Origin of the sequence: Massilia sp. 9096 (genome assembly GCF_000745265.1) — a bacterium.
Lineage (GTDB): Bacteria > Pseudomonadota > Gammaproteobacteria > Burkholderiales > Burkholderiaceae_D > Telluria.
Map to the genome: position 1 here is coordinate 4,622,255 of NZ_JQNN01000001.1, position 18,517 is coordinate 4,640,771.

At 63.9% G+C, this 18,517-nt stretch carries 17 protein-coding genes and 1 riboswitch; of the genes, 3 read left to right on the forward strand and 14 right to left on the reverse strand.

Features of this window, described 5'->3' with window-relative positions; all coding sequences use genetic code 11:
- Nucleotides 1-2: 2 nt before the first annotated feature.
- The 11 genes from FA90_RS20025 to FA90_RS20075 form a co-directional block, all read right to left on the reverse strand.
- Complete coding sequence (locus FA90_RS20025; RefSeq protein WP_036171933.1) at nucleotides 3-734, reverse strand: helix-turn-helix domain-containing protein; 732 nt, start codon at nucleotides 732-734, stop codon at nucleotides 3-5.
- 194 nt (nucleotides 735-928) lie between these two features.
- Nucleotides 929-1,093, reverse strand: coding sequence for a hypothetical protein (locus tag FA90_RS20030; protein WP_373994618.1), 165 nt, complete (start codon nucleotides 1,091-1,093; stop codon nucleotides 929-931).
- A 58-nt stretch (nucleotides 1,094-1,151) separates the two neighbouring features.
- On the reverse strand, nucleotides 1,152-2,483 hold the full coding sequence (gene hslU / locus FA90_RS20035) for an ATP-dependent protease ATPase subunit HslU (protein WP_036176479.1): 1,332 nt from the start codon (nucleotides 2,481-2,483) through the stop codon (nucleotides 1,152-1,154).
- Nucleotides 2,484-2,507: 24 nt separating this feature from the next.
- Nucleotides 2,508-3,044 carry an ATP-dependent protease subunit HslV gene (gene hslV / locus FA90_RS20040; RefSeq protein WP_036171939.1) on the reverse strand — a complete coding sequence of 179 codons (537 nt, stop codon included), beginning with the start codon at nucleotides 3,042-3,044 and terminating at the stop codon, nucleotides 2,508-2,510.
- Nucleotides 3,045-3,151: 107 nt separating this feature from the next.
- Nucleotides 3,152-4,453, reverse strand: a complete 1,302-nt coding sequence (locus FA90_RS20045) for a hypothetical protein (protein WP_036171942.1) — start codon at nucleotides 4,451-4,453, stop codon at nucleotides 3,152-3,154.
- 287 nt (nucleotides 4,454-4,740) lie between these two features.
- Nucleotides 4,741-5,193 carry an RNA polymerase-binding protein DksA gene (gene dksA, locus FA90_RS20050; RefSeq protein WP_036171944.1) on the reverse strand — a complete coding sequence of 151 codons (453 nt, stop codon included), beginning with the start codon at nucleotides 5,191-5,193 and terminating at the stop codon, nucleotides 4,741-4,743.
- A 231-nt stretch (nucleotides 5,194-5,424) separates the two neighbouring features.
- Nucleotides 5,425-6,474: a GTP-binding protein gene (locus FA90_RS20055; protein WP_036171947.1), complete on the reverse strand. Its 1,050-nt coding sequence runs from the start codon at nucleotides 6,472-6,474 to the stop codon at nucleotides 5,425-5,427.
- 162 nt (nucleotides 6,475-6,636) lie between these two features.
- Nucleotides 6,637-7,575 carry a tyrosine recombinase XerC gene (gene xerC, locus FA90_RS20060; RefSeq protein ID WP_036171950.1) on the reverse strand — a complete coding sequence of 313 codons (939 nt, stop codon included), beginning with the start codon at nucleotides 7,573-7,575 and terminating at the stop codon, nucleotides 6,637-6,639.
- Nucleotide 7,576: 1 nt separating this feature from the next.
- The gene (locus FA90_RS20065; RefSeq protein WP_036171953.1) at nucleotides 7,577-8,254 is read right to left on the reverse strand and encodes a DUF484 family protein; all 678 of its coding nucleotides are present in this window, start codon (nucleotides 8,252-8,254) and stop codon (nucleotides 7,577-7,579) included.
- Nucleotides 8,255-8,364: 110 nt separating this feature from the next.
- Entirely contained in the window at nucleotides 8,365-9,636 is a 1,272-nt protein-coding gene (locus tag FA90_RS20070) for a porin (RefSeq protein ID WP_036171956.1), read from the reverse strand.
- 129 nt (nucleotides 9,637-9,765) lie between these two features.
- Nucleotides 9,766-10,866 carry a porin gene (locus FA90_RS20075; RefSeq protein ID WP_036171959.1) on the reverse strand — a complete coding sequence of 367 codons (1,101 nt, stop codon included), beginning with the start codon at nucleotides 10,864-10,866 and terminating at the stop codon, nucleotides 9,766-9,768.
- Nucleotides 10,867-11,307: 441 nt separating this feature from the next.
- Between FA90_RS20075 and FA90_RS20080 the strand changes: the two genes are divergently transcribed.
- Nucleotides 11,308-12,864 carry a tetratricopeptide repeat protein gene (locus FA90_RS20080; RefSeq protein ID WP_036171962.1) on the forward strand — a complete coding sequence of 519 codons (1,557 nt, stop codon included), beginning with the start codon at nucleotides 11,308-11,310 and terminating at the stop codon, nucleotides 12,862-12,864.
- 34 nt (nucleotides 12,865-12,898) lie between these two features.
- Here the strand turns inward: FA90_RS20080 and dapF are convergent, their stop codons facing one another.
- From dapF to FA90_RS20095, 3 genes are read right to left on the reverse strand one after another with little or no spacing between them, the layout of a single operon-like run.
- Complete coding sequence (gene dapF / locus FA90_RS20085) at nucleotides 12,899-13,762, reverse strand: diaminopimelate epimerase (RefSeq protein ID WP_036171964.1); 864 nt, start codon at nucleotides 13,760-13,762, stop codon at nucleotides 12,899-12,901.
- An 11-nt stretch (nucleotides 13,763-13,773) separates the two neighbouring features.
- A complete protein-coding gene (locus FA90_RS20090; protein ID WP_036171966.1) occupies nucleotides 13,774-14,637 on the reverse strand; it encodes a lysophospholipid acyltransferase family protein in 864 nt (287 codons plus the stop codon).
- Entirely contained in the window at nucleotides 14,634-15,485 is an 852-nt protein-coding gene (locus FA90_RS20095; RefSeq protein ID WP_036171967.1) for a lysophospholipid acyltransferase family protein, read from the reverse strand. Before FA90_RS20095 ends, FA90_RS20090 begins: the two co-directional genes overlap by 4 nt.
- A 179-nt stretch (nucleotides 15,486-15,664) precedes the next feature.
- Here FA90_RS20095 and metK point away from each other — a divergent pair, with 179 nt between their 5' ends.
- Together metK and ahcY are read left to right on the forward strand one after the other, a co-directional pair.
- The gene (gene metK / locus FA90_RS20100) at nucleotides 15,665-16,834 is read left to right on the forward strand and encodes a methionine adenosyltransferase (RefSeq protein ID WP_036171971.1); all 1,170 of its coding nucleotides are present in this window, start codon (nucleotides 15,665-15,667) and stop codon (nucleotides 16,832-16,834) included.
- 92 nt (nucleotides 16,835-16,926) lie between these two features.
- Nucleotides 16,927-16,999, forward strand: a riboswitch (S-adenosyl-L-homocysteine riboswitch).
- Between the two features lie 28 nt (nucleotides 17,000-17,027).
- Complete coding sequence (gene ahcY, locus FA90_RS20105) at nucleotides 17,028-18,443, forward strand: adenosylhomocysteinase (protein ID WP_036171974.1); 1,416 nt, start codon at nucleotides 17,028-17,030, stop codon at nucleotides 18,441-18,443.
- Nucleotides 18,444-18,517 lie beyond the last annotated feature (74 nt).

The window sequence follows — 18,517 nt, forward strand, 5'->3', positions numbered from 1 at the left end:
GCCTAGCGGCGCAATGCCGTGAAGGCCGAGAATTCCCACGAACGAAATCCCAGCAGCAAGGTAAAACCGTCGCGCTCCTGCGACGGCAAGCGCCGGTCGTTGCGGTGCATGCGCGCCAGCTCGGCGGCCAGCTGATGGATTTTTTCCACCAGCTCGCCCGCACTCGCCAGCGACAGCCGCGCCGGCAGGCACATCAGCGTTTCGCCTGGCCCGTCGAAGCGGCCATTGAAATAATCGCCGACGACGTGCTCGCGGAAAAAGCGCTGCACCGGTCCATCCGGCAGCCAACGGAAGGCATTCGAGACGCGCAGCGTGTAGCGGTTCAATGGCTTGAGTTCGATCACGCCCAGCCGGTCGAGTTCGACCAGCAAGCCGATGCATTCGGCCTGGCTCAAACGGTAGGTTTCGACGACTTGCTCCAGGCTCCAATGACCGAGGCAACAAATCGCCACCAGCAGCAGGCGCGGGTTGGCGACCAGCGAGGTCTCCTGCGTCAGCGTCAGCGTGTCGGCCTGGGGGCGGGCGTCGGCGGCGCGCCGCAGCACGTCCTCCAATGCGATGCCGGCCGCCTGGCAGATCTGCGCCAGGCGCGACAAGGTCATGTCCTTCTGGCCGAACATGCGCTTGATGCTCGATTCGCTCATGGCGATGCGATCGGCCAGCATTTTATAAGTGATGCCGGCGGCGCGCAGTTCGGCGCGCAGGACATCGAGCAGCATATCGGGAGAGCTCATTGGGCGTAGTGATTAATTGACTATGAGTAACAATGTACCCAAGAGTTGGGCCGAGTTCAAGGCACAAAGCTTTCGGTCAATCTTGGCCTTGCTGTTTTGCGCAAGCGGGCGAAAAAAAGCCGCGTTGGAAACAGTTCCCAGCGCGGCGTATTGTAGAGCGTCCAGGCGGCCTGGCAGTGCAAGGCCGCATCGGTTCACTCGTCTTCCGGTTCCAGCTTGGCCTTCTTGAGCGCGCGCTTGGCGGCCTGGCGCTCGCTCGACAAGGGTTTTTCGTGCGAGCCCGCGGCGCGCTGCTTGGCGAAGCCGGCAAACGGGTTGCGCGGCTTGATCGGCGCCGCAGGCTCGACGCGCAGGCGCATTTTCTGCCGGGTTGCTAACGCTTTATTCGCCACTGCCGACTCCCTCCTATTTATTTAGTTAGAGCACGTACCGCGACAGGTCTTCGTTGACCGCCAGCGCTTCCAGGCGCTCGTTGACGTAGTTGGCGTCGATCGTCAGCGTCTGGCCGGACTTGTCGCTGGCCGAGTACGAGATCTCTTCGAGCAGCTTTTCCATTACCGTGTACAGGCGGCGCGCGCCGATGTTCTCGGTGCGCTCGTTGACCGAATACGCGATCTCGGCCAGGCGATGGATGCCTTCCTCGGAGAACTCGAGCTTCACGCCTTCGGTCGCCAGCAGCGACTCGTACTGCTTGGTGAGGCTGGCGTCGGTCGAGGTCAGGATGCTCTTGAAATCGTCGATCGACAGCGATTCCAGCTCGACGCGGATCGGGAAGCGCCCCTGCAGCTCAGGGATCAGGTCCGAGGGCTTGGACAGGTGGAACGCGCCCGAGGCGATGAACAGGATGTGGTCGGTCTTGATCATGCCGTACTTGGTGTTCACGGTCGTGCCCTCGACCAGCGGCAGCAGGTCGCGCTGCACGCCCGCGCGCGAGACGTCGGCGCCGCCGTGCTCGGAGCGCGAAGCGATCTTGTCGATCTCGTCCAGGAACACGATGCCGTTCTGCTCGACGTTCTGGATCGCCTTCTGCTTCATTTCGTCTTCGTTGACGAGCTTGGCGGCTTCCTCGTCGATCAGGATCTTCATCGCTTCCTTGATCGTCATCTTTCGTGTCTTTTTACGGCCGCCGCCGGCGCCGGCGAACATCGACTTGATCTGCTCGGTCATTTCTTCCATGCCCGGCGGCGCCATGATTTCCATCTGTGGCGACGGCTCGGCCACGTCGATGTCGATTTCCTTGTCGTCGAGCGCACCTTCGCGCAGGCGCTTGCGGAAGGTCTGGCGCGTGGTGTCGCCATCCTTCGATTCGCTGCCGACGTTGAAGCCGAAGTCGCGCGACGGCGGCACCAGGATGTCGATCACGCGGTCTTCGGCGGCGTCCTCGGCGCGCTGGCGGTTCTTCTTGACTTCGCTGGCGCGGGTCTGCTTGACGCTGATGTCGATCAGGTCGCGGATGATGGTGTCGACGTCGCGGCCGACGTAGCCGACCTCGGTGAACTTGGTCGCTTCGACCTTGATGAACGGCGCATCGGCCAGCTTGGCCAGGCGGCGCGCGATCTCGGTCTTGCCGACACCGGTCGGGCCGATCATCAGGATGTTTTTCGGGGTAATCTCATGGCGCAGCGGTTCCTCGACCTGCTGGCGGCGCCAGCGGTTACGCAGCGCGATCGACACGGCACGCTTGGCCTTGCCCTGGCCAACCACGTGCTTGTCGAGTTCCGAAACGATTTCGGACGGGGTCATATTCATGTGATTGCTCATGTATCTCTTTCGTCAGTCGAGCGTCTCGACGATGTGCGACATGTTCGTATAGATGCACAGCTCGCCGGCGATGGTCAGCGCTTTCTTGACCACGTCAGCCGGGGCCAGGTCGGTATTTTCCTGCAGCGCCTTGGCCGCCGATTGGGCGTACACGCCGCCCGAGCCGATCGCACCGATGCCGTCTTCCGGTTCCAGCACGTCGCCGTTGCCGGTGATGATCAGGGTTTTCTCGCGGTCGGCCACCAGCAGCATGGCTTCCAGGCGGCGCAGCACGCGGTCGGTGCGCCAGTCCTTGGCCAGTTCGACCGAAGCGCGCAGCAGGTTGCCCTGGTGTTTTTCGAGTTTTGCCTCAAAGCGGTCGAGCAGCGTGAAGGCGTCGGCGGTACCGCCGGCGAAGCCGCACAAGACCTTGTTCTGGTAGAGCTTGCGCACCTTGCGCGCCGAACCCTTCATGACGACGTTGCCCAGGGTGACTTGGCCATCGCCGCCGAGCGCGACCTGGTTGCCGCGCCGGGCACTCACGATGGTCGTGCCGTGAAATTGTTCCATAGTTGCCTCGTGGTTGATCTACCCACCGGAAGTGGGGGTGCTGCAACAGATTGCAAGACTATATTGCAGAGCGACGCGGCCGAGCGGCGCCCAGGCTTGGCGTGCGATCAGTACTTGTGGGCGTACAGGCGCGCGGCCTCGCCCGCGCCCAGCAGGCGCAGCAGGGCGGCCACGAGATGGTTCAGGTCGCGCAGTTCGATGCTGCGCTCGCCCGCCGCGAGCGCGCGCAGCTGCGCGGCCAGCGCAGTCGCGGCGCCATAATCGATGCGCGCCAGGCGCGAGCCGTCCAGCACCAGCGTGGCGTGGCGCGCCGCGTGGGCGTCGATGGCCGCCAGCAGGGCGGCGCTGTCGCCCTCGACTACGCCAGGCAGGAGGAAGCGGTCGCCCTCCGTCGCCCGCGCGGCGCCGACGCTGAGGGCGGTGCGTGCCGGCGCCTCGAACGAGGGCGGCGAGACTTCGAAGGTGATGCAATAGTCCATTGCCGTTTCCTCGAAATCCTTTTCGTGGTTCATCAGGAGCAGCAGTTCGAGCAGCAGCAGCCAGGGCGCTTCGCTGGCGTCGCGCGCGCCGATGACCAGCATCGGGCGCAGCAACGCTACCAGGTGGTCGGCGCCGGCCAGGATCAGTTCGCGCCCCGTCTGGCGCAGCGTCTGCAGCGCCGACAGCAGCACGGCGCAGCCTTCCGGCGTGACCCGGGCGACCGCGCTGAACTGCAGCCGCACGACTGGCGTGTCGGACGGCGCAAGGATGCGCGCCAGTTGCACGCCGGCGCCGGCATCGAGGGCGCCGGACAGGCTCGCGGTCGGCGTCGCGCCCACAAAAGGCTGACCGGCTTCCGCGGCGGCCAGCGGCGCAAAGGCCGGCGGCGAGGTTTCGAAGTGGCTGGCGTAGTCGATGGCGATGCTTTCGAAATCCGCTTCGCGCGCGCTGGCCTGGTACAGGTCGAACAGCATCCACCAAGGCAGGCGTTCGCTGCGTCCGGCGTCAACCAGGCAGGCGCGCAGCAAATGCTCGGCGGCATTAAGCTGGCCATTGGCGTACAGGATCGCGGCTTCCTCGACTGCCGGCGCATTGGCCGCGGTGGCGGCCAGGTCCGGCAAGTCCGGCGCGCCGAGCAGGCCATCGGTGTTGAGGTCGATGAGCGGGGCGCTGGCCGCGCCCGAGGCCACGGCCGGGGCGCGCCGGTTGCCGACCCAGGCATCGTCGTCGAAGATGTCGGACGCCATCTCGAGCTCGATCTCGTCGATCTTGGCGGCGGTGGCGCGCGCGATTTCGCGCTGGCGGGCGCGCTCGGCTTCGGTATCGAGCGGCATGCGCGTGATGGGACCGGGATCGTGCGCGCGTGGGCGCGACGGCGCCTCCGCGGCCGGTGCATCAATCTTTTTCTTCAGAAAGGACAAAAGCCCCACGTCGCTCCTCGCCTTCGGACATACCACGCACCGTTGCGCAGCAGCGCATGGCACGCCATGCCAGGCCGCTCGGATTCCTTTGTTTGTCGGTCGAGACAGTAGCACGACAATGCGCGCAGGGTGAGGCGCGCACCTGCGCTGCCTCAAGCAACCGGCAAACCAGCGCTAGTGTATCCCATGGGAAACAAAAGCGGTCATACCGTTCGGCAACGCGTGGTGCAGGGCAAGGCCCCAAATAAAAAAGCATGCGGTGCGCCGCATGCTTTTTTGTCGGGGTCACATGCGGATCAGTCGCCGTAGAGCTTCTGCTTCAGCTCGCGGCGTTGCTGGGCTTCCAGCGACAGGGTGGCGGTCGGACGGGCGATCAGTCGCGCTACGCCGATCGGTTCGCCGGTTTCGTCGCACCAGCCGTATTCGCCGGACTCGATGGCCGCCAGCGATTGCTGGACCTTCTTGAGCAGCTTGCGCTCACGGTCGCGGGTGCGCAGTTCCAGCGCGTGCTCTTTCTCGATGGTGGCACGGTCGGCCGGATCGGGAACCAGGACCGTTTCGCGCAGGTGCTCAGTCGTCTCGCCGGCGTTTTTCAGCAGCTCTTTCTCGAGTTCCTGGAGGCGGTTCTTGAAGAACGCCAGCTGTGCCGGATTCATGTAGTCCGCGTCGCCCATCGCCCGAATTTCTTCTTCCGTCAGGAGGCGTTCTTCGGGCTGCGCAACGGTATTCGGTTTGGTTGTTTTAGTCATGACTTCACTTACCTTTGATACGACAGAGTTTCCATTTTATCAGCTAACTCAGCGGTTACCGTTCTGTGGTGCGTACGCTGGTCGGCTGCCGTGACGGCGGATTTGTCCGCCTATCCCGTCCCCGGCTGTGCGGACGGGATCATTCAGTCGTTCAACTACAGATTGCGTCGCAGATCAGATATGCCGACAAGCACTCGATCTGCCGGACGCGCAATACAGAACCGGAGTAGTTTATACCAAACATTGTTCCAATCCGCGGATAAAGACATCTTTCGGTAAATTTTTACCAATAAAGACCATTTTGCTGCTGCGTGCTTCGTTATCAGCCCACTTTGCACCGAGGTCACTGCCCATGATTTGATGCACACCTTGGAATACCACCTTGCGATCGGCGCCGGCCATCGACAATACGCCCTTGTAACGCAACATATTTGGTCCGAACACTTGAACCATGCTGCCTAGGAATTGATCGAGACGTTCGGGATCGAACGCGCGCTCGCTTTTGAACACGAACGCGGCGATGTCGTCGGTATGGTGGCTGTGATGGTGATCGTGGCTGTGGTCGCAAGCTTCGGTGTGGACGTGGTCGTGGCCGTGCTCATGGCCGTGATCGTGCGCTTCCTCGGCGGTGAGGAAGGCCGGGTCCAGCTCCAGCTTGTCGTTCAGATTGAAGCCGCGCAGGTCGAGCACTTCGCTGATCGGCGCGCGGCCGAAATCCGACGTGCTGATCGGGGCACGCGGGTTGATGCGGCGTATGCGCGCCTTTAAGGTGTCGAGCGCAGCGGCGTCGACCAGGTCGGTTTTCGACATCAGGATCTTGTCCGCGAAGCCGACCTGGCGCTGGGCTTCTTCGTTGTGGTCCAGCTGGTCCATGCCATGGCGCGCATCGACCACGGTGACGACCGCGTCGAGCAGGTAATGTGCACCGACTTCCTCGTCGACGAAGAAGGTCTGGGCCACCGGACCCGGGTTCGCCAGGCCGGTGGTTTCGATGACCACGCGGTCGAACTGGATCTCGCCGGCGTCGCGTTTGCGCGCCAGATTCGTCAAGGCGACGATCAAGTCACCGCGCACGGTGCAGCAGATGCAGCCATTGTTCATCTCGACGATCTGCTCGCTCGAATCCTGGACAAGGATTTCGTTGTCGATGTTTTCCTGGCCGAATTCGTTCTCGATGACGGCGATGCGCAGGCCGTGCTCTTCCTGCAGGATACGGTTGAGCAGCGTGGTTTTGCCGGCCCCGAGGAAGCCGGTCAGGATGGTGCTGGGAATCAATTCCATATTTCGCTTTCCGATCATTCAAGCCGCAATGGGCCGTAGAGAATCGGAAGATTATGCCGGAATTTTGACAATGCCACCACCAACCGTGCCGACGTGAATCGTGCTTTTACCCCGTTTGATATCTGGCGACTGCAGCTGCGGCAATCGATGCGGTTACCCGGCTTATTTCACTTTGGCGCGCGGATGCGCGCGATCGTAGACGGCGGCGAGGTGCTGGAAATCGAGCGAGGTATAGATCTGGGTCGAGGTGATGCTCGCATGGCCGAGCAATTCCTGCACAGCGCGCAAGTCGCCCGAGGATTGCAGCAAGTGCGAGGCGAACGAATGGCGCAGCACGTGCGGATGGACGTGCACCGGCATGCCGGCCTTGATCGCGTGGGCCTTGAGGCGCGATTGCACCACGCGCGCACTGATCCGGGTGGTGCGCGTTGACAGGAACAGCGCCTGGCTGCCGTCGCGCGCGGGCGGGCGCACCGCGAGCCAGGCTTGCAGCGCCGTGCACGCCGGCGCGCCGACCGGCACGCGGCGCATCTTGTTGCCTTTGCCGGTGACCACGACTTCCTGCGTTTCCAGTTCCAGCCAGCCGAGCGAGGCCGCCTGGCCATCCCGGGCGGCGACATGGTGGACGTCGAGCCCGGCCAGTTCGGATACCCGCAAGCCGCTCGAATACAGCAGCTCGAACATGGCGCGGTCGCACAACTCGGCCGGTTCGGGATGGCCATGTGTCTGGTTGTCCATCAGCTTGACTGCGTCGTCGACGGCCAGCGCCTTCGGCAGCCGCTTGGCGCGGCGCGGCGCGCGCACGCCCTCGACCGGGTTGGCGCTCAAGGTCGTCTGGCGCGACAGCCACTCGAAAAAGCCGCGCCAGCCGGACAGCTTGCGCGCGATCGAGGTCGGGCTCTGGCCATCGGCGTGCAGTTTGGCGGCAAAGCGGCGGATATCGAAATGCGTCAGCGCCGGCCAGTCGGCATGGCCGGCCAGGCGCGCCAGCTCGGCCAGGTCACGGCCGTAAGCGGCGATGGTGTGCGCCGACAGCTTGCGCTGCGTGGCAAGCTCGGCCAGATAGCGGCCGGTCCACTCGTCGACGGCCGCGCTGCTCATCTCAGGCGCGCAGCGGGGCCAGCGCGGTACTGGCGGTTTCGCCGATGTGGACCAGGAAATCGGTCGCCATCGACGCGCCGAAACGTTCCGGGTCCGGCGAGCCCAGCACCAGCAAACCGAATACCTTGCCGGCCGCGCGCAGCGGCAGCAGGGCGGTCGAGCGGATTTTATCCGCGTCGTCAAGCCAGCGCACCGCCTCGAAATCCTTGTTCGGACCGCAATAGGGCGCGCGCAGGCTGCTGGCGAACAGGCGCACGTCGTCGCTCAGGCCGGTGGCGAACCAGGCGTCGGCATGGGCCGGGTTCAGGTCCCACAGGCGCAGGCTGGCTTGCGGCACGACGAAATGCTTGACCAGTCCATCGATCACGGCGCGCGGCATGTCGGTCGGCGTCGCGGCGGCGGGCGCGCCGGCACGCAGCAGCTGCTGGGTCCAGCCATGGAAGCGGCTGGCGATCGTCGCGTTCTCGTCGGCACGGCGCATCAGTTCGGCCATGCGCAACTCGAGCGCTTTGTATTTGTCGCGCATCATTTCCATCTGCCGTTCCTGCAACGATACGGCGCGCCCGGTCAGTGGACTGGACAGCTTGACTTCGCCCAGCAGGCCGGCATGCTCTTCAAAAAACTGCGGGTTGTCGACCAGGTATTGGGCGATGGCAGTCGAATCCAGTGTTACGGTCATTGATGCGTCTTGCAAAATGGGTGGACTGCCCATTTTACCTGACTGCAACCCTGCAACGCAGCCAAAACCTGCGCCAGCCGGCGCCACCGTGGCGCGGATGTCATGTCTGGTCAAAACTTGTGGCGGATGCCGAGCTGGAACGCGCGCCCGTCTTCGCCCGACGCGCGGGTAAAGCCACCCGGCGTGCCCGCGATGGCCGGGCTGTATTGCGCTGCATTCTGGTTGTGGATGAACGCCGCCACGGCGTAGATGTCGGTGCGCTTCGACAAATAATAGTGGTAGCCGAGCGCGAACAGGGTCGCGTCGCTGTCCGACGCCGTGTGGTCGTTCTGGCGCGCGACCGAGACCATGATGCGTCCCGGACCGTAGCGGTAGTGCAGGCCGGCCTGGTAGCTGGTCGCATCGATCTGGCTGTTGACGCTGATGTTGTTGACGAAGACGGCGCGCAGCAGCGCGGCGGTGGCCGGGCCGAAAGCGGTCAGCTGGGGTGCAATCTGCGTGTCCCAACCGGTGACGTACAGCGGCAGCAGGGCGGAATGAGGGTTGCGCTGGTCGTGCCAGCCGGCGAAGAATTTCCAGTCGCCCCAGGTGTAGGAGCCGCCGGCCGTGGAAGAGCGCAGGCTCGGCAGGCCGGACGGGTCGTAACCGCGGTTGTTGCCGACGCCGACGTCCCAGCCATGGGCTTTATAAGTGATGGCCGCACCCCAGAACTTGTTGTAAAACCCGTAGTAGCCGGAGCCTTTGCCGGCGATCATGACCGATGCACCCAAGCCTGAGGGCAGCAGGACACGGTATTGCAGGGCCCGCTGCGAGCGGATATCGGCGCCGAGCGCAGTGAAGCCGGCCGTGCCGCCGATAATGCTGCCCCAGGTGCCGCCGGTGCCCACTTCGAAGGTATCTGCGGCGGCGAATACTTCGTAGCCGGGCGTGTACATGCGGCCGAGCAGCAGGGCGCCGATCGGCGTGACCAGGCCGACCATCGACGTGCGGTCGAACAGCGCGTGCTCGGGATTGACCGCAGCCTGGCCCACGGGTTGCAAGGCGCGCAGCACGGCGCCGAGGACCGGGGCCGGCAGCGCTTCCATGCCGCGCGTCAGGTAGTAACCCTGGTTTTCGTTGAGCAAGGTCGGCCACTGCAGGCCGGTATCGAGTTCGACGCGCGCTTCCAGGTCGAACACGGCCTTGAAGCCGTTGCCCAGCTCCTCATTACCTTTGACGCCGAGGCGCGATCCTTCGGCGCCGCCACTGAAAAGCTTGACCGGGCTGCCGCGCTGCCATGCGACGCCGGCGTCGGCCACGCCGTAGAGCTGGACGCTGGATTGCGCCAGCGCGGCAATGGGAAAACAGATGCCCGCGAACGCGGCAAGCAAAATCTTGTTCATCGCATCTCCATGGTCGGTGCAACAATAAGTTGCGCTAATCCCACAAAGCCCAGATGTGCCAAGGGCGGACCTGGTTGCCCAGGCCCGCCCTTGCGGTACTGCGGAAACGGGGGCGAGCCCCGCTTCAGATTAGAACGAGTGGTTGATGCCCAGATCGTAGTAGGTGTAGGTCGGGGTGGTCGGCGAGAACATCATGACCGAGTTCACGCGGGTGAAGCTCACGACGTCCTTCTTCTTCGACGCATCGACGTACAGGTAGGTACGCTTCGACAGGCTGTACTCGTAACCCAGCGACAGCTGCTTGGTCTTGGCGGTGTCTTCGATGTGCTTCTGACCGTAACCAGCCAGCACCTTGCCCGGGCCGATGCCGTAGGTTGCGCCCACCAGCCACGAACGGGTGATCGGAGCGACGGTGTTGGTGTGGTCCTGGTTCTGGTGGCTGTAGGTGGCCATCAGTTTCAGTTCCGGGGTTGCCGAGATCGAGCCGGCAGCCGACCAGACCTTCGATTCGACGGCGTTACGCTCGTAACCCAGCATTGCAGCGGCCGGACCGTTGTTGTAGGTTGCGGCGACCGAGAACGGGTTGGCCGAAGCTTGTGCGCCCGAAGCGTACGAAGCGGCGCCGGCGCCCATGCCGTAGACGGCTGCGCCGCCCGAGATGGCTTCCTTGGTTGCCCACGAAGCGTTCACCTGGAAACCGCTGACGACCGGCGAGTTATAGAACACGGCGTTCGAGATACGGTTGCTGTTGCCGCCGGTCGACAGACCGTTGGTGCCAACACTGCCGGCATCCAGCGGAGCCGAGTTGAAGCCGGCGACGCTGATGTCGGTATAGAAACCCAGCGGGGTCGGCAGGCCGTGCCACGGTTCGAACGAACCGATCACTTCCTGGTACGGGGTCAGGCCGCGGCCCAGACGGACCATACCGAAATCACCCGACAGACCGACGCGGCTCTGGCCCTGGAACAGCGGGCGCACGTTGTTTTCCAGCGTGCCGGTGTCCGGCTCGTAGCGGATTTCCAGCTGGAACAGAGCGGTCAGGCCGCTGCCCAGGTCTTCGGTACCTTTGAAGCCCAGGGTGTTGGCGGCGCGCTTGCCGATGGCCAGGGTCGAGTCGGTACGCTTGGTCACGCCAGCGTCGACGTTACCGTAGATCTGCACAGCGGTTTGGGCTTGCGCCACGCCGGCGAAAGCGCCCAGCAGAGCGACTGCCACGAGTGATTTTTTCATCTATTTGTATCCTTATAAAATGATTCGAAGGAATCCAGAGAGCATTGAGATTTTTTTTGGTTTCTGAATACTCGGATGCCTAAACCTTAATTGCATAAAGCGTCAAGATTGTCGGATTTGTCAATTATGACCGCTTGACTTGGTCGAAAGCCAATAAATCCAATCGTGCTGTTGTATTTTCGAAACGCCGGCACATGGGCAGAGCCCCGACCTTGAACGCGTTTTATGTTTCCTTTGGGCATCATCAGACTGACATCATACTGCCGCGTTTGTGCAGGCTCAAACGGCTGTGTAATCGCAAACGTATCGCCCCGACACCGCTTTAGACTCTCGCCCATCCGACGTCGGCCTTGCGGTTTCGCGTTATGCGAGCTCATCTGGAGCTAACATGCGTCGATCCGCACGCATCTGCTCGGCGTCCTAACAACCAGAAAATGAGCGATGGCAAATCGTGAAGAGTTAGCGATCATTCGAGGCGCACGTAGTGGTGTTGCAGATTCGCAACTGGCGCTTGGGAAGCTCTATCTGTTCGGCAGTACTGGCCTGCCCAAAAGCCCGCAGACCGCCCTGCACTGGCTGGATCGGGCCGCGCGCCAGGGATGCGCCGAAGCATGGCGCTTGATCGGCAACCATATCCCGCTCGAGCTCGCGCAGCAGCATCCGGAAACCTTGGCGTGGTACGAAAAAGCGTATGACAGCGGCCTGGTGCGCGCGGGGCTGGTGTACGCCCAGCTGACGCTCGCCAACGGGCAGACACGTCCGACTCCGGCCCAGCGCGCCAAGGCGCTGCATGCCCTCGGGGAGGCGGGACGAGCCGGTTTTGCCGAAGCCCAGTGGCTGCTGGCGCGCGAACATTGGACGCCAGCCCACGGTCCTGCCGGCGCCGCCGCGCCGCAAGCGAGGGAAGGCAGGCCGTCCGCCCAGCGCTGGCCGCGGCGCGCCGCCGACAGCGACATGGCGCCGGCCCAGTTCGCGCTGCTGGAACAACTTTGGGACAAGCACGATCGGGCCGGCTACCTGGAGCGCGCGTTGCCGCTGGCGCGCTCGCTGGCCGACACCGCAGCGGCCCAGGGCCGTGGGTGCGCCCGCTTGTCGCCGGACGAGGTGGCGCTGCTCTCGCGCTGCGCCCGCCTGGTCGAAGCCGGGGCGCTTGCGCACGACGTCGCGGCGCACGAACTGCGCACGTTCTGGGAGCTTGCGGCAGCCGAGCAGGACAGCCATGCCCAGCTGGCGCTCGGCCTGTGGTGCGCGCGCATGCGCGTGGACGGCAAACGGATGCCGGACAACAGCGGCGCCGCCAATTTCAAGAAGGCCGTGCGCTGGCTGAGCCTGGCAGGCGAACAGGGACTGGCCGAAGCCTGGTATGCGCTGTCGCGCATTTATATCAAGCCGGAGTTCTCGCAGCGTAATGTATTAGAAGCACAAAAATACCTGGAGCGCGCCGCCGAGATGGGCTACCGCGACGCCCAGCTCGAGTGCGGCAATGCCGCCTGGCGCGCGCGTCGCGAAAACGAGGGCAACGACGTGCGCGCGCTGTTCTGGCTGCAAAAGGCGGCCGCCCAGGGGTGCGCGAAAGCGGCGGCGATGCTGCTCAAGATTGCGCCACGCAATCCCGGCGCCTGGAAAGGGCTGGCAACGCAGCTGGAAGGACGCGACCTGTCCGAGCATCCGCTGCTGGCAGCCAGGCTCGAGCTGGCGCTGGCATTCGGACTGAGTCGCGCCGAAACCTTGCTGTTGGACGTGAAAAGTGCCGACCGCGGCCATTGCCTGGTGGTCGATATCCGCGCCAGCTACGGACGCAGCCGGCGCCGCCTGGTGCTGGTCGACACGATGCAGGAGCGCCAGCTGCTGGACCGGGTGGCCGCCGTGTTCGAGGAAGTCGATTGTGGTCCGGGCGGGCTGGAAGGCAATTACCGGCAGCGCCTGTACCGCTTGCGCACGCTGTTGCCGGAAGCGGACGCTGCCGCTGCGGACCTGGATTATGTGCTGGCGGCCTGATGCGTGGGGCCGAGCGCCAAGCCGGGTCGATACATCAAAGCTCGATCTCGCCTTCGAACACGGTTTCGGCCGGACCGCTCAAATACACCGGCGCCCCGTCACCATCCCAGCGGATGGTCAAACGGCCACCGCGCGCCTCGACCTGGACCGGCGAATCGAGCAGGCCGCGCCGGATACCGGCCACGACCGCCGCGCAGGCGCCGGTCCCGCAGGCCAGGGTTTCGCCGGCGCCGCGCTCGAATACACGCAGTTTCACGTGGCGGCGGTCCAGCACTTGCAGGAAGCCGGCATTGACGCGCTTCGGAAAACGCGGATGGTGCTCGATCTGCGGACCGGTTTCCAGCACAGGCGCGGTCTCGACGTCGTCGACCACTTGCACCGCATGCGGATTGCCCATCGATACCACCGACACCAGCACGGTCTGTTCGGCGCCGCGCTCGGACACCGTGATCGGCCACAGCGTGTCCTGTCCTTGCGCAACCCCGCTCAGGCCGGCGCTGTCGAACGGCACGCGCGCCGGTTCCAGCACCGGGGCGCCCATGTCGACCGTCACGCTGCCGTCGTCTTCGAGGCGCGGCGTGATGATGCCGGCCATGGTCTGCACGCGGATGGCGCGCTTGTCGGTCAGGCCCTTGTCGCTGACGAAACGCACGAACGCGCGCGAGCCGTTGCCGCATTGTTCGACCTCGCCGCCGTCGTTGTTGAAGATACGGTAGCGGAAATCGCAGCCGTCCTCGTCCGGGCGTTCGACGATCAGGATCTGGTCGGCGCCGATGCCGAAGCGGCGGTCGGCGAGCTTGCGCCATTGCTCGCCGGTGAAATCGAGGGACTGGTTGATCGCGTCGATCACGACGAAATCGTTGCCGGCGCCATGCATCTTGGTGAACTTGAGTTTCATGTTGAATCCGCTTAATCGTAGAACGAGGGCTCGCCGGGCGGCCGGGTCTTGAAGCGCTTGTGAGTCCAGAAGTACTCGGCTGGATGCTCGCGCACACGATCCTCGATGAAGGCGTTCATGCGGCGCGTGGCGGCAATGATGTCGTCGCCGGGATAGTCTTCCCACGCCGGATAAAATTGTACTCGGTAGCCATTGTAATCAGGTAAGAAAGTGGCGATGACCGGGATGACCTTGGCACCGGTCGCGCCTGCCAGACGGCCCATCGCAGTCAGGGTTGCGGCCGGGACACCGAAGAAGGGCACGAAGGCCGCGTCTTTCTCGCCGAAGTCCATGTCGGGCAACATGTAGTAAGGCAGGCCCTCGCGCAGCGCGCGGATGATCGGCTTGATGCCGGCTTCGCGCGTAAACAGGCGGACCGGACCGTAGCGTTCGCGGCCATAACGCAACAAATCGTCGAATGCCTTGTTCTTTTGCGGCGCATACATGGTCGACAAAGGCATCACGCGCGCCGCCACGCCGCCCACGTCCAGGCACACGAAGTGCGGACAGAACAGGATGGTCGGTCCATCCTTCATCTGGGCCTCGGGGACGGCCGGCTCGATGTGGATCAGGCGGCGGATGCGCTCGAACGAGGCCCACCAGATCAGCGAGCGCTCCAGGATGCTGCGCGAATACGCCATGAAGTGGCGCTTGGCGATGTCGACGCGCTGCGCTTCGGTCAGCTCCGGCATGCACAGGCGCAGATTGATGCGGGCGATCTTGCGTCGTTTCGGGATCGCGTAATACATCAGCCAGCCGACGGCGTTGCCGAGGCGACCCAGGATAGGCAGCGGCAACCAATGCAGCAGCCACAGGAATGCAATCAGGATCCTCATGCGACCGCCTCGGCGCCCGGCGCCGCGACGCCCTGAGGACGCTTGTAGCGGTTGTAGCTCCAGAAATACTGGGACGGGGCGCGCGCGATCAACTGTTCCATCGCGCGATTGATGGCGGCGGCCTGCTCGGCCGGCGTGCCCGTCAGTTCACCTTCGAACGGCACGAAGCGGATCACGTAGCCGCGCCCGAACGGCAGGCGTTCGGCGTAGGTCAGCAGGATGTCGGCCTTGCCCAGCTGGGCCAGCTTGGCCGGCAGCGTCATCGTATAGGCATCGCGGCCGAAGAAGGGTGCCCAGACGCCTTCGCCTTCCTGCGGCACCTGGTCCGGCAGCACGCCGACCGGCTGGCCGCCCTTGAGCGCCTTGACCAGCATGCGCACCCCCGACAGGGTGGCCGGCGCCAGGTGCATGTTCTGGCGCGCACGTGCGCCCTCGACCAGCGGCTTGAGCGCGCTTTTACGCGGCGGGCGGTACATCACGGTCAATTCGATGCGCAGCGACACCTGCTGGGCCGTGAGTTCGAAACAGCCCAGGTGTGGCGTCAGGAACACGATGCCTTTGCCACTGTCGAGCTGGCGCTGGACGAGTTCCCAGTTTTCCATGCGCACGTGGCCCGTCACGCGCGGCTGCGGCGCACACCAGACGAAAGGCAGTTCGACGATGGCTTTGCCCGACTCGGCGATGGCGGCGCGCAGGTGGCCGCCGTAGCCGGCGCGCTCGAGGTTGCCGCGCAGCCGGCGGCGGTAAGACGGGGAGGCGAGATAGACCGCCCATCCGAGAGCGGTGCCCAGTGCATGTAGCACAGATAGCGGGAACACCGACAGGGCGCGGAACAAGAGAACGAGCATTTATTGATTTAGGGTAGAGGTCAAACGACTTGCACTGCTAAAATTTTTTAAGGAGCGTAAAATACCACTTTGAGCAGTATCCGCGGAGTTAATGACAACTTGCGAAGCGGAATATAAATATCGCTAAAGCGTCGCAGGCTTTGATGCTGCGGCAATTCTCAACAGTATCAGGAGCCCCAATGTCTTCCAATGACTACCTGTTTACTTCCGAATCCGTTTCGGAAGGCCATCCGGACAAAGTCGCCGACCAAATTTCCGACGCCATTCTGGACGCCATCCTCGAGCAGGATCCGCAAGCGCGCGTCGCGGCCGAAACCCTGTGCAACACGGGCCTGGTCGTGCTGGCCGGTGAGATCACCACGCACGCGAACGTCGATTATATTCAAGTTGCGCGCAACACCATCAAGCGCATCGGTTACGACAACACCGATTTCGGCATCGACTACAAGGGTTGCGCGGTGCTGGTCGCGTATGACAAGCAGTCCCCTGACATCGCGCAAGGCGTCGACGAAGGCGCGGGCCTGGACCTCGACCAGGGCGCCGGCGACCAGGGCCTGATGTTCGGCTACGCCTGCGACGAAACGCCGGAACTGATGCCGGCCGCGATCTATTACGCGCACCGCCTGGTCGAGCGCCAGTCGCAGCTGCGCAAGGATGGGCGCCTGCCCTGGCTGCGTCCGGACGCCAAGTCGCAGGTCACGTTGCGCTACCTCAACGGTCGTCCTGTGTCGGTGAACACCGTCGTGCTGTCGACCCAGCACGCGCCGGAAGTCAGCCACAGCCAGATCGAAGAAGCCGTCATCGAAGAGATCATCAAGCCGGTGCTGCCGAAAGAGTGGCTGCAGGACACCCGCTACCTGGTCAACCCGACCGGCCGCTTCGTTATCGGCGGCCCGCAGGGCGACTGCGGCCTGACCGGCCGCAAGATCATCGTCGACACCTACGGCGGCGCAGCCCCGCACGGCGGCGGCGCGTTCTCCGGCAAGGATCCGTCCAAGGTCGACCGCTCGGCCGCCTACGCCGCCCGTTACGTGGCCAAGAACGTCGTCGCCGCCGGCCTGGCGCGCCAGTGCCAGGTGCAGGTCAGCTACGCGATCGGCGTGGCCAAGCCGATCAACATCACCGTCTACACCGAAGGCACCGGCGTGATCTCGGACGACAAGATCGCCGAACTGGTGATGGAACACTTCGACCTGCGCCCCAAAGGCATCGTGCAGATGCTCGACCTGCTGCGTCCGATCTACCAGAAGAGCGCCGCTTACGGCCACTTCGGCCGCGAAGAGCCGGAATTCAGCTGGGAGCGCACCGACAAGGCGGCGCTGCTGCGCGCCGAAGCCGGCCTGTCCTGACGCCGGCCATCCCAACGGACGCGTGGCAAGGCGTCCGTTGGATTCCTGCATGGCTGATGCGGCACAAGCGCATCTTCCATGCTAAACTTGCCCATTCCGAGGAGCGTTGCGACGAAAGTTCTACCTTTCGCCAGGCTCGGATAGATCCAACCGCGCTCACGTTACTTTTTTCTTAACATGAAAGGAGGGCGTGATGAACGCCGTACTCAAAGAATCCAAGCAAGACTTCCTGGTCGCCGACCTGTCCCTGTCCGCATGGGGCGAGAAGGAAATCCGCATTGCGGAAACCGAAATGCCGGGCCTGATGGCCATCCGCGAGGAATACGCCGCCAGCCAGCCGCTGAAGGGCGCGCGCATCGCCGGTTCCCTGCACATGACCATCCAGACCGCCGTGCTGATCCGCACGCTGGAAGCGCTGGGCGCGCAAGTGCGCTGGGCCTCGTGCAACATCTACTCGACGCAAGACCACGCTGCTGCCGCCATCGCCGCGGTCGGCACCCCGGTGTTCGCCGTCAAGGGCGAAACCCTGGACGAGTACTGGGATTACACCCACCGCATCTTCGAATGGCCGGGTGACAACCACGCCAACATGATCCTGGACGACGGCGGCGATGCCACCCTGCTGCTGCACCTGGGCGTGCGCGCCGAGAAGGACATCTCGGTGCTGGACAAGCCGGGTTCGGAAGAAGAAATCTGCCTGTTCAACGCGATCAAGGGCCGTCTGGCCATCGATCCGCAGTGGTATTCGAAGCGCCTGCCGGAAATCCGCGGCGTGACCGAAGAGACCACCACCGGCGTGCACCGCCTGTACCAGATGCACCAGGAAGGCAAGCTGGCCTTCCCGGCGATCAACGTCAACGACTCCGTCACCAAGTCGAAGTTCGACAACCTGTACGGCTGCCGCGAATCGCTGGTCGACGGCATCAAGCGCGCGACCGACGTGATGATCGCCGGTAAGATCGCCGTCATCGCCGGCTACGGCGACGTGGGCAAGGGCTCGGCCCAGGCCATGCGTGCCCTGTCGGCCCAGGTCTGGGTCACCGAGATCGACCCGATCTGCGCACTGCAGGCCGCGATGGAAGGCTACCGCGTCGTGACCATGGACTACGCTGCCGAGCACGGCGACATTTTCGTCACCTGCACCGGCAACTACCACGTCATCACCGAAGCCCACATGCAGAAGATGAAGGACCAGGCGATCGTCTGCAACATCGGCCACTTCGACAACGAAATCGAAGTCGCGGCACTGAAGAAGTACGAGTGGGAAAACATCAAGCCGCAGGTCGATCATGTGATCTTCCCGGACGGCAAGCGCATCATCCTGCTGGCCGAAGGCCGCCTGGTGAACCTGGGCTGCGGCACCGGTCACCCGTCGTACGTGATGAGCTCGTCGTTCGCGAACCAGACCATCGCCCAGATCGAGCTGTTCATGAACACCGCCGAGTATCCGGTCGGCGTGTACACCCTGCCGAAGAAGCTGGACGAGAAGGTCGCGCGCCTGCAGCTGAAAAAGCTGAATGCGCAGCTGACCACGCTGACCGATGAGCAGGCCGCTTACATCACCGTCAGCAAGGAAGGTCCGTACAAGCCAGAGCACTACCGCTACTAATCCGCTTTAGTAGTCTGGTAAGCTCTTCCGTGAAAGCGCCGTGCGCGGGCTGCATGCCCGTTCCGGCGCGCCGG